6 protein-coding genes and 1 pseudogene are annotated in these 7,914 nt (G+C 36.5%); 3 read left to right on the top strand and 4 right to left on the bottom strand.

What is annotated here, in order from left to right:
- The 3 genes from F6K40_RS31880 to F6K40_RS31890 all read left to right on the top strand — a co-directional run.
- Window positions 1–993: hypothetical protein (locus tag F6K40_RS31880; protein ID WP_483143783.1), on the top strand; the 993-nt coding region annotated here is incomplete at its 5' end.
- A gap of 125 nt (window positions 994–1,118) precedes the next feature.
- Window positions 1,119–1,526, top strand: a complete 408-nt coding sequence (locus tag F6K40_RS31885) for a DUF4209 domain-containing protein (RefSeq protein WP_293141868.1) — start codon at window positions 1,119–1,121, stop codon at window positions 1,524–1,526.
- Window positions 1,523–1,954 carry a type II toxin-antitoxin system VapC family toxin gene (locus F6K40_RS31890; protein WP_293141870.1) on the top strand — a complete coding sequence of 144 codons (432 nt, stop codon included), beginning with the start codon at window positions 1,523–1,525 and terminating at the stop codon, window positions 1,952–1,954. Before F6K40_RS31885 ends, F6K40_RS31890 begins: the two co-directional genes overlap by 4 nt.
- A 351-nt stretch (window positions 1,955–2,305) precedes the next feature.
- Here F6K40_RS31890 and F6K40_RS31895 read toward each other — a convergent pair whose 3' ends face one another.
- The 4 genes and pseudogenes from F6K40_RS31895 to F6K40_RS31910 form a co-directional block, all read right to left on the bottom strand.
- On the bottom strand, window positions 2,306–2,476 hold the full coding sequence (locus tag F6K40_RS31895) for a hypothetical protein (protein ID WP_293141872.1): 171 nt from the start codon (window positions 2,474–2,476) through the stop codon (window positions 2,306–2,308).
- A 173-nt stretch (window positions 2,477–2,649) separates the two neighbouring features.
- On the bottom strand, window positions 2,650–4,299 hold the full coding sequence (locus F6K40_RS31900) for an SWIM zinc finger family protein (RefSeq protein WP_293141874.1): 1,650 nt from the start codon (window positions 4,297–4,299) through the stop codon (window positions 2,650–2,652).
- A 775-nt stretch (window positions 4,300–5,074) separates the two neighbouring features.
- A pseudogene (locus tag F6K40_RS31905) lies at window positions 5,075–5,719 on the bottom strand (Uma2 family endonuclease).
- A gap of 472 nt (window positions 5,720–6,191) precedes the next feature.
- Window positions 6,192–6,500, bottom strand: coding sequence for a Uma2 family endonuclease (locus F6K40_RS31910; protein WP_365673499.1), 309 nt, complete (start codon window positions 6,498–6,500; stop codon window positions 6,192–6,194).
- Window positions 6,501–7,914 lie beyond the last annotated feature (1,414 nt).

Raw genomic sequence — 7,914 nt, forward strand, 5'->3', positions numbered from 1 at the left:
AAAGCAAAATGGCATCGTATAGAAAAAGATGGAGAAAATAAAAGTGCAGCTTCAATGCTTGCTGCGGAAACATATTTGAAGGAAGCTGAATACACTCTAAAAAATTCTTCTCGTGCTTATTTTGCAGCATCAATTTCCTTACAAGAAGCTATTAAAGCTTTTATAAAAATTTCTGATACAAAAGAAGAAACTCCAGCAGCAAAAGCAAGAGCAAAAGTAAAAGCTGAAGAAGCTCATAAACTTCTGCTTCAATATCAACAAGAATACGCGAAAGAGCTAGTTACTACGTCTTCCGATTCAATTGATGAAACAGCAGAGGAAGTTAGAGCAAGCGTTAGAGATAAAAAACTACAGGATACCCTTTTTTCTCTAGCTTTTTTAAGAGTTCCTAAGAAAGTTTCTCGACTTAAAAAAGCAATTGAGAAAATGGCTGAAGAACCTCTATCTCTTATGGTGTCAAAAGTAAGAATAAATCAAATGGGTAAAGTTGTAGCTAGACAATCTAACAAACTTGAAGAAGCAATTAAATCTGAATCTGGAAAACCAGAAAAAGCAATTAAATATGAAATGTATGAGCAAAATATGAAAGACCAAATCTTGATAGCTCAAGCAGTGATAGAACCAGCTATAGAACAAATAAATTTAGAACATTCTGTACAAGTTGAAGACTTTCTTCCTATTGTTGAAAATAATTCTTTTGTACCACCTGAGCGAGTACATTTGTTTGGTAAAGGATTATATGCTGGAATAACTGGAGATTTCTACACATCTACTCATATTCTCATTCCTCAAATTGAAAATTCTATTCGTTATTTACTTCAAAAACAAGGTGTATTAACTTCTAAATATGACGATAAAGGAATTCAGAATGAATATGATTTAACTTTCCTGGCGGGAAGTCCCGCGCTCTCCCTCCCCCCTAACCCCCCGTGCATAGGGGGGAGGGGGAGCGTCGGGATGAAAGCCTGGGCCCGGATTTGGATACCTTCATAAGCTAAACGTTTATATGCCCTTGACACTTTTAGGAGCATTTTGTTATTATCAATGTCAATACAGGGGGAGGACATCACCTCTGTCATGCGCAGCGGTCAGGGTTTCCCAGACTGAAGAATCCCGCGTTGTCCCGTAAGGGCAACGTCGGGAGTATGTCAAACAAAATTCTTTACCTCCCTGAAATAAAAGACATTTTTGATGAAGACACACTTTTTGACTTGAAAGGTTTACTTGTTGAACATTCTGGCTCTAATTTGAGAAATCTCATGGCTCATGGTTTACTTGATGATGAAGCTTTTTCACATCCTCTAATGTCTTACCTCTGGTGGGTAACACTGAGACTATGTTGTTTACCTTTGTTCATCTATCAACAGCAAGTCGATCTGTCCAATCCTTGGGTGAAATATGCGGGTATGTTCAAAGATGACCCTTTATTTGATAAGTTTGTAGAAAATATGGCTGCTTATCGACGCGAAGTAGATGAACAAGTTGCTGCTCAAGAAACTGCTGCGGAGGAAAGTCAGTCAGAGTGAGCAAATATATTCTGGATACCGATCATATTACTTTATTCCAATACAACCATCCCAAGATTTGTCAACGAGCAAGAGAAATAGGAAACGCTAGTATATTTGTCACAGTTGTTTCATTGGAAGAACAACTACAAAGAAGACTAGCTATTATCAACAAAGTAACTGCTAATACTAAAAAACCTGAATTTTTATCAGTTGCTTATTATAAACTACGAGCAACTCAGGATTTCTTCTGCAATGTAAAATTACTAGATTTTAATGATGCAGCTAATACCTATTATCAAAATCTTCGTCAACAAAAAGTTTCTGTAGGAATCCACGACTTAAGAATTGCTGCTATTGCTTTAGTAAACCAAGCAGTTGTTGTGACACGGAATAAAAAAGACTTGAGCAAAGTTCCTAACTTACCCCTAGAAAATTGGAGTTTGTAGTTAATACTTCTATTAGAAATCTTCAGAGAAAAGGCAACAGCGAATAGGGGAAAGTAATTGATAATTTATAGATAAAAATTGATTTTATTTTTAATTTTTGGAGAACTATATTGTTATCTTTTCAAAAATTAAGATAGATGATTTAAACTGCTAATCAGCAAACCCTAATTAATCAAAAAAAACACCCACAATACTTGGTTTCCCCTTCGTAAACCTCTCAGGACTAGACTGCTTAACTCAAACGGGTCTCCCACCCAGAATAGGATAAGCTTCCAGGAAGCCAAACCGTTAGCCAGGTCTGGGTGGGATGACCCGAACAGTCAAAAGCAGGCTAGTGATGCGTGTGCGGACTCAACACAAGGACGGCGATCCACCGCCCAAATTGCAAGGCTGTTGACCAACTATTAAACTGTGGGTGGTAGTAGTATCATAACATAACTTTTCCCAATTTTGATTCGGAGCGATCGCTTTCAAGATAGGAATTAAGTTGGAAAAAAAAGAAAATGGAAAAAGATTTAGCACTACGCAAATAGTTTTTTGTTTTTTGAAGTGGACAGTCAAATATTAAATGGTGCGTTACGACGGATTGTTAAATCCCTTTCACAGTCTAAATTTTAGCCGTCTAACGCACCCTACTGGGCCGACTTATGGGTAAAGCATAGTTTAGTTGGAGGCCACTGATAACTGATAACTGATCACTGATCACTGAAATGGCGGGCCTGCTGCATCCGCAAGGCCAAAATATGTTCACAAGGCCCCTGATACAATTTATTCTGCTGATACCAATTACAATTACACTGCGCCTCAATTATCCGTTCATCGCGATCGACACTTAAAGAAGGAGAAAACATTATTCCCCTATTCATCACAGTTCCTTCAATCCTCAAAACTCCATTAATATCATTGACAGAATTTACCTCAACAAGATTTTCTTGCAAAAATCTATTAGCACTTTCTTCCCGTTCATTTGCAAACCTTAACCTCTCCATTGGTAGAGGTTCCCGACTTAATTCTCGCACCCGATAAACCTGTTTATTCAAATCATAAATTACTCGTCCAGCTTGAGTATAAGCACCCAAAGCACCCAATACAGAAGTACGACTTAAATGAAGTCTTTTTGCCAAACTATCAGCAGTTTCAAACCAGTTTTCTCGCAACCCATTAAATATTATTTTCTGAGTCCATTCATCCACATCAGCGCGGGGTGCCATTAAGTCAAAATTACCAGCTTGTGCCCAATCATTTGCCGTCCATCCTGATAATCCTAAAGTAAAAGACATATCTCCTAAATCTGCCACATAAAAAGACGGCATTCCTGTACCTAATAAATGAACGGTAAATTTATTAGCAATAGGAATTAAACGTTCTAAAATATGTAGTCTTCTTCGCCCCCAAGTTCGGATTTGTTGAGTAGAATTTCCGGTGTAAATTGAACGGTGACAAATTATTTCCAAATTCCAAGGTTCAAATACAATTTCTATTGGTTCTCCTGGTTCTAAAAAATAGCGAATACTGCGGGGTCCCTGTTTTTCTTTGTGGCGACGCAAAACCAAACACATATTATAAATATCCATTGGGTGAAGGTCGAATTTTGTAGCTGGTAATGACATAGCTGAACTGACCTGTAAAAATCCTCTTACCCAACTATCCGGCAGGTCTATTTTTACTTCTTTAAAAGTTTCTTCGTTGGTAGTTTTAACTTCAAAACCAGAAGGATCTACTTGGAGTTCAGTTGTTTTATAACTACGGATTTTTTGGAATTCTTGATAGAGCGCCGCGGAATAGTCAATGTTAGTAGTTCCGCAGGCAAAATCATTGATATTTTTGAATACTTCATAACTTGCTCCAAGTCTTCCATAAGTTGATTCATCAACGCTGAAACATTCAAAGAAAATTTCATCAGGATGAACGGTTATTACTGGATCAAAAACGAACCAAGCATCATAATCAATATTATAAAGATATTGAAAGAATTTTTGTTGAGCTTGATAAAAAGGTTTTAAACGTTGGTGTCGGTTTTGGTATAGTTGGTTTAATTCTGTGTTAATTTCTGTTATTTTTTGAACTACTTCTTGACGTTGAGCTGCGATATTTTCCCAGTCTATTTCATCTTCTTGTTGGGCACGCCATTCTTTATAGGCAGTTTTATCTTTTGGTTTATATCGGAGATCGGAAACTACTACGTCATGTAAAGCGCTGATAGCTTCACGAAATGCCACATTTTTTCCCAGTTCGCCGACAAAATAGGTAGGTTCTCGTTTAGTGTCTGGAGAGAATGACATCTGGGTATTTTTGCCATTGTTAGTGACACCTGTATTGCCTTTATAAGAGTAGTTAAATTCCATAATTTTTTTGGTAATTTGAGGTTTAAATTCTGTTGTATTAATCCTAAATGATTTGTCAAAAAAACCGTAGGGGTTTGGTCTCCAAACCCTATTATATAAAATCTGACAACATCAGCGCGGTTTGCTATTTTAATCCTAAATGATTTGTCAAAAAAACCGTAGGGGTTTGGTCTCCAAACCCTATTAAATAGAATCTGACAACATCAGCGCGGTTTGCTATTTTAATCATAAATGATTTGTCAAAAAAAACGTAGAGGTTTGGTCTCCAAACCCTATTAAATAGAATCTGACAACATCAGCGCGGTTTGCTATTTTAATCCTCAATAATTTGTCAAAAAAAACGTAGAGGTTTGGTCTCCAAACCCTATTAAATAGAATCTGACAACATCAGCGCGGTTTGCTATTTTAATCCTCAATAATTTGTCAAAAAAACCGTAGGGGTTTGGTCTCCAAACCCTGTTAGATAGAATCTGACAACATCAGCACACTCTAGTATTTTAATCCTCAATAATTTGTCAAAAAAACCGTAGGGGTTTGGTCTCCAAACCCTATTAAATAGAATCTGACAACATCAGCACAGTCTGCTATATTAATCGTCAATAATTTGTCAAAAAAACCGTAGGGGTTTGGTCTCCAAACCCTGTTAGATAGAATCTGACAACATCAGCACAGTCTGCTATATTAATCGTCAATAATTTGTCAAAAAAACCGTAGGGGTTTGGTCTCCAAACCCTGTTAGATAGAATCTGACAACATCAGCACAGATTACTATATTTCAAGAATCTTGAAATTGAGACAATAGGGAAGCAATAACTTCATTTTGATCCATACTTCTACTCTGTTCTAAAGCCTCTTTTAAGACACCTATTACTAATTCTGGCAAAACTTGAGATTCTGTAATTCTTTTACTGCCATTATCAACCATACTAAAAGCAATAATATCTACATTTTTTACATCAACTATCCAATATTCTTTGACTTTTAAATCTTCATAGATTAACCTTTTCTCACCTTTATCATCAGAGAGTGAAGTATTGGCTATTTATATGACTAAATCTGGCGATGGATATGTATCTAAATCTACAACAGAAGTTCCCCTGGGAATAATATTAGAATTATCATCTATATAGTAGGAAATATCTGGTTGTACTTCTTGAGTTCCGATTTTTCTGTAACTACAATTAATTAAACCGTTACTGTCGATATTTTTGAGACTACAGAAAATACCAAGAGCTGCGGAAATAAGTGAATGATCGCTGGCATGATCGTAACCTACTGGTGGCATTTCTATTCTAAATTTTCCTTGATAATAATAAGATTTTGCTTTGGTATAAATGGGATTTTCGATAGTTTGGAGATATTCATCCCAAGTAGCTGAAACCCATGTATCTGTTGGAATTCTTATTTGTAAATTTGTCATTTCAGTTATCAGTTATTAGTTATCAGTTATCAGTTATCAGTATCTCCTAAAGTAGAAGGCTTCAAATACTGAATTTTATTTTTTTATTCCCTTGAAAGGGGAAACTTGAGACGTGATTTTCTAGTCATATCAATCCTTTTTTGATTGGCTTTGGAGACCAAACCCCGCATTTATAAAATTTTACAAACTATTAACCTATTTAAAATTACTATACTATTATAATCAAGAATCTTGAAATTGAGAAAATAGGGAGACAATAACTTGATGGGGAAACTTGAGACGTGATTTTCTAGTCATATCAATCCTTTTTTGATTGGCTTTGGAGACCAAACCCCGCATTTATAAAATTTTACAACCTATTAACCTATTTAAAATTACTATACTATTATAATCAAGATGCTTGAAATTGAGAAAATAGAGAGGCAATAACTTCATTTTGATCCATACTTCGACTCTGTTGTAAAGCCTCTTTTCAAACACTTATTACTAATCCCGGTAAAATTTGAGATTCTCTAATTCTTTTACTGCCATTATTAACCACAGTAAAAGCAATAATATCTACATTTTTTACATCAACTACCCAATATTCTTTGACTTTTAAATCTTCATAGATTAGCCTTTTCTCACCTTTATCATCTGCCAGTGAAGTATTGGCTATTTCTATGACTAAATCTGGCGATGGATATATATCTAAACCTACAACGGAAGTTCCCCTGGGAATAATATTGGTATTGTCACCTATATAGTAGGAAATATCTGGTTGTACTTCTTGAGTTCTGATTTTTCTATAACTACAATTAGTTAAACTTTTACTTTACAAGTAGCTGAAACCCATGTATTTGTTGGAATTTTTATTTGTAAGTTTGCCATTTCAGTTATCAGTACCTCTAGCAAGGTACTTCGAAAAATGATTTAACTCTGACTCTTAAGGCAATAGAAGGAAATTTTCCCGACTCATTACCTCTGGCGGGTGCTTCAGCAAATAATTTAACTCTGACTCTTAAGGCAATAGAAGGAAATTTTCCCGACTCATCACCTTTGGCGGGTGCTTTAACAAATGATTACACTCTGGCTCTTAAGGCAATAGTCAGAAATTTTCCCGATCCATCACCTCTGGCGGGGTGCTTAACAAAATGAATCTATTATTGCTCTATACGCAACAAAAGGAAATTTTCCCGACTCATCACCTTTGGCGGGTGCTTTAACAAATGATTACACTCTGGCTCTTAAGGCAACAGTCGGGAAAAATTCCGACTCATCACCTCTGGCGGGGTGCTTAACAAAATGAATCTATTATTGCTCTATACGCAACAGAAGGAAATTTTCCCGACTCATCACCTTTGGCGGGTGCTTTAACAAATGATTAAACTCTGGCTCTTAAGGCAATAGTCAGAAATTTTCCCGATCCATCACCTCTGGCGGGGTGCTTCACAAAATGAATCTATTATTGCTCTATACGCAACAAAAGGAAATTTTCCCGACTCATCACCTTTGGCGGGTGCTTTAACAAATGATTACACTCTGGCTCTTAAGGCAATAGTCAGAAATTTTCCCGATCCATCACCTCTGGCGGGGTGCTTCAAAAAATGAATCTATTATTGCTCTATACGCAACAAAAGGAAATTTTCCCGACTCATCACCTTTGGCGGGTGCTTTAACAAATGATTAAACTCTGACTCTTAAGGCAATAGTCAGAAATTTTCCCGATCCATCACCTCTGACGGGGTGCTTCAAAAAATGAATCTATTATTGCTCTATACGCAACAAAAGGAAATTTTCCCGACTCATCACCTTTGGCGGGTGCTTTAACAAATGATTAAACTCTGACTCTTAAGGCAATAGTCAGAAATTTTCCCGATCCATCACCTCTGACGGGGTGCTTCAAAAAATGAATCTATTATTGCTCTATACGCAACAAAAGGAAATTTTCCCGACTCATCACCTTTGGCGGGTGCTTTAACAAATGATTAAACTCTGACTCTTAAGGCAATAGTCAGAAATTTTCCCGATCCATCACCTCTGGCAGGGTGCTTAATAAAATGAATCTATTATTGCTCTATACGCAACAGAAGGAAATTTTCCCGACTCATCACCTTTGGCGGGTGCTTTAACAAATGATTACACTCTGGCTCTTAAGGCAACAGTCGGGAAAAATTCCGACTCATCACCTCTAGTGGGTGCTTCATAAAATGAAT

Origin of the sequence: Okeania sp. SIO3I5 (genome assembly GCF_010672085.1) — a bacterium.
Lineage (GTDB): Bacteria > Cyanobacteriota > Cyanobacteriia > Cyanobacteriales > Microcoleaceae > Trichodesmium.

Bases quoted from the DNA above. Each gene is read 5' to 3' on its own strand.
- F6K40_RS31900 (WP_293141874.1), bottom strand. From the start codon at position 4,299: ATGGAATTTAACTACTCTTATAAAGGCAATACAGGTGTCACTAACAAT.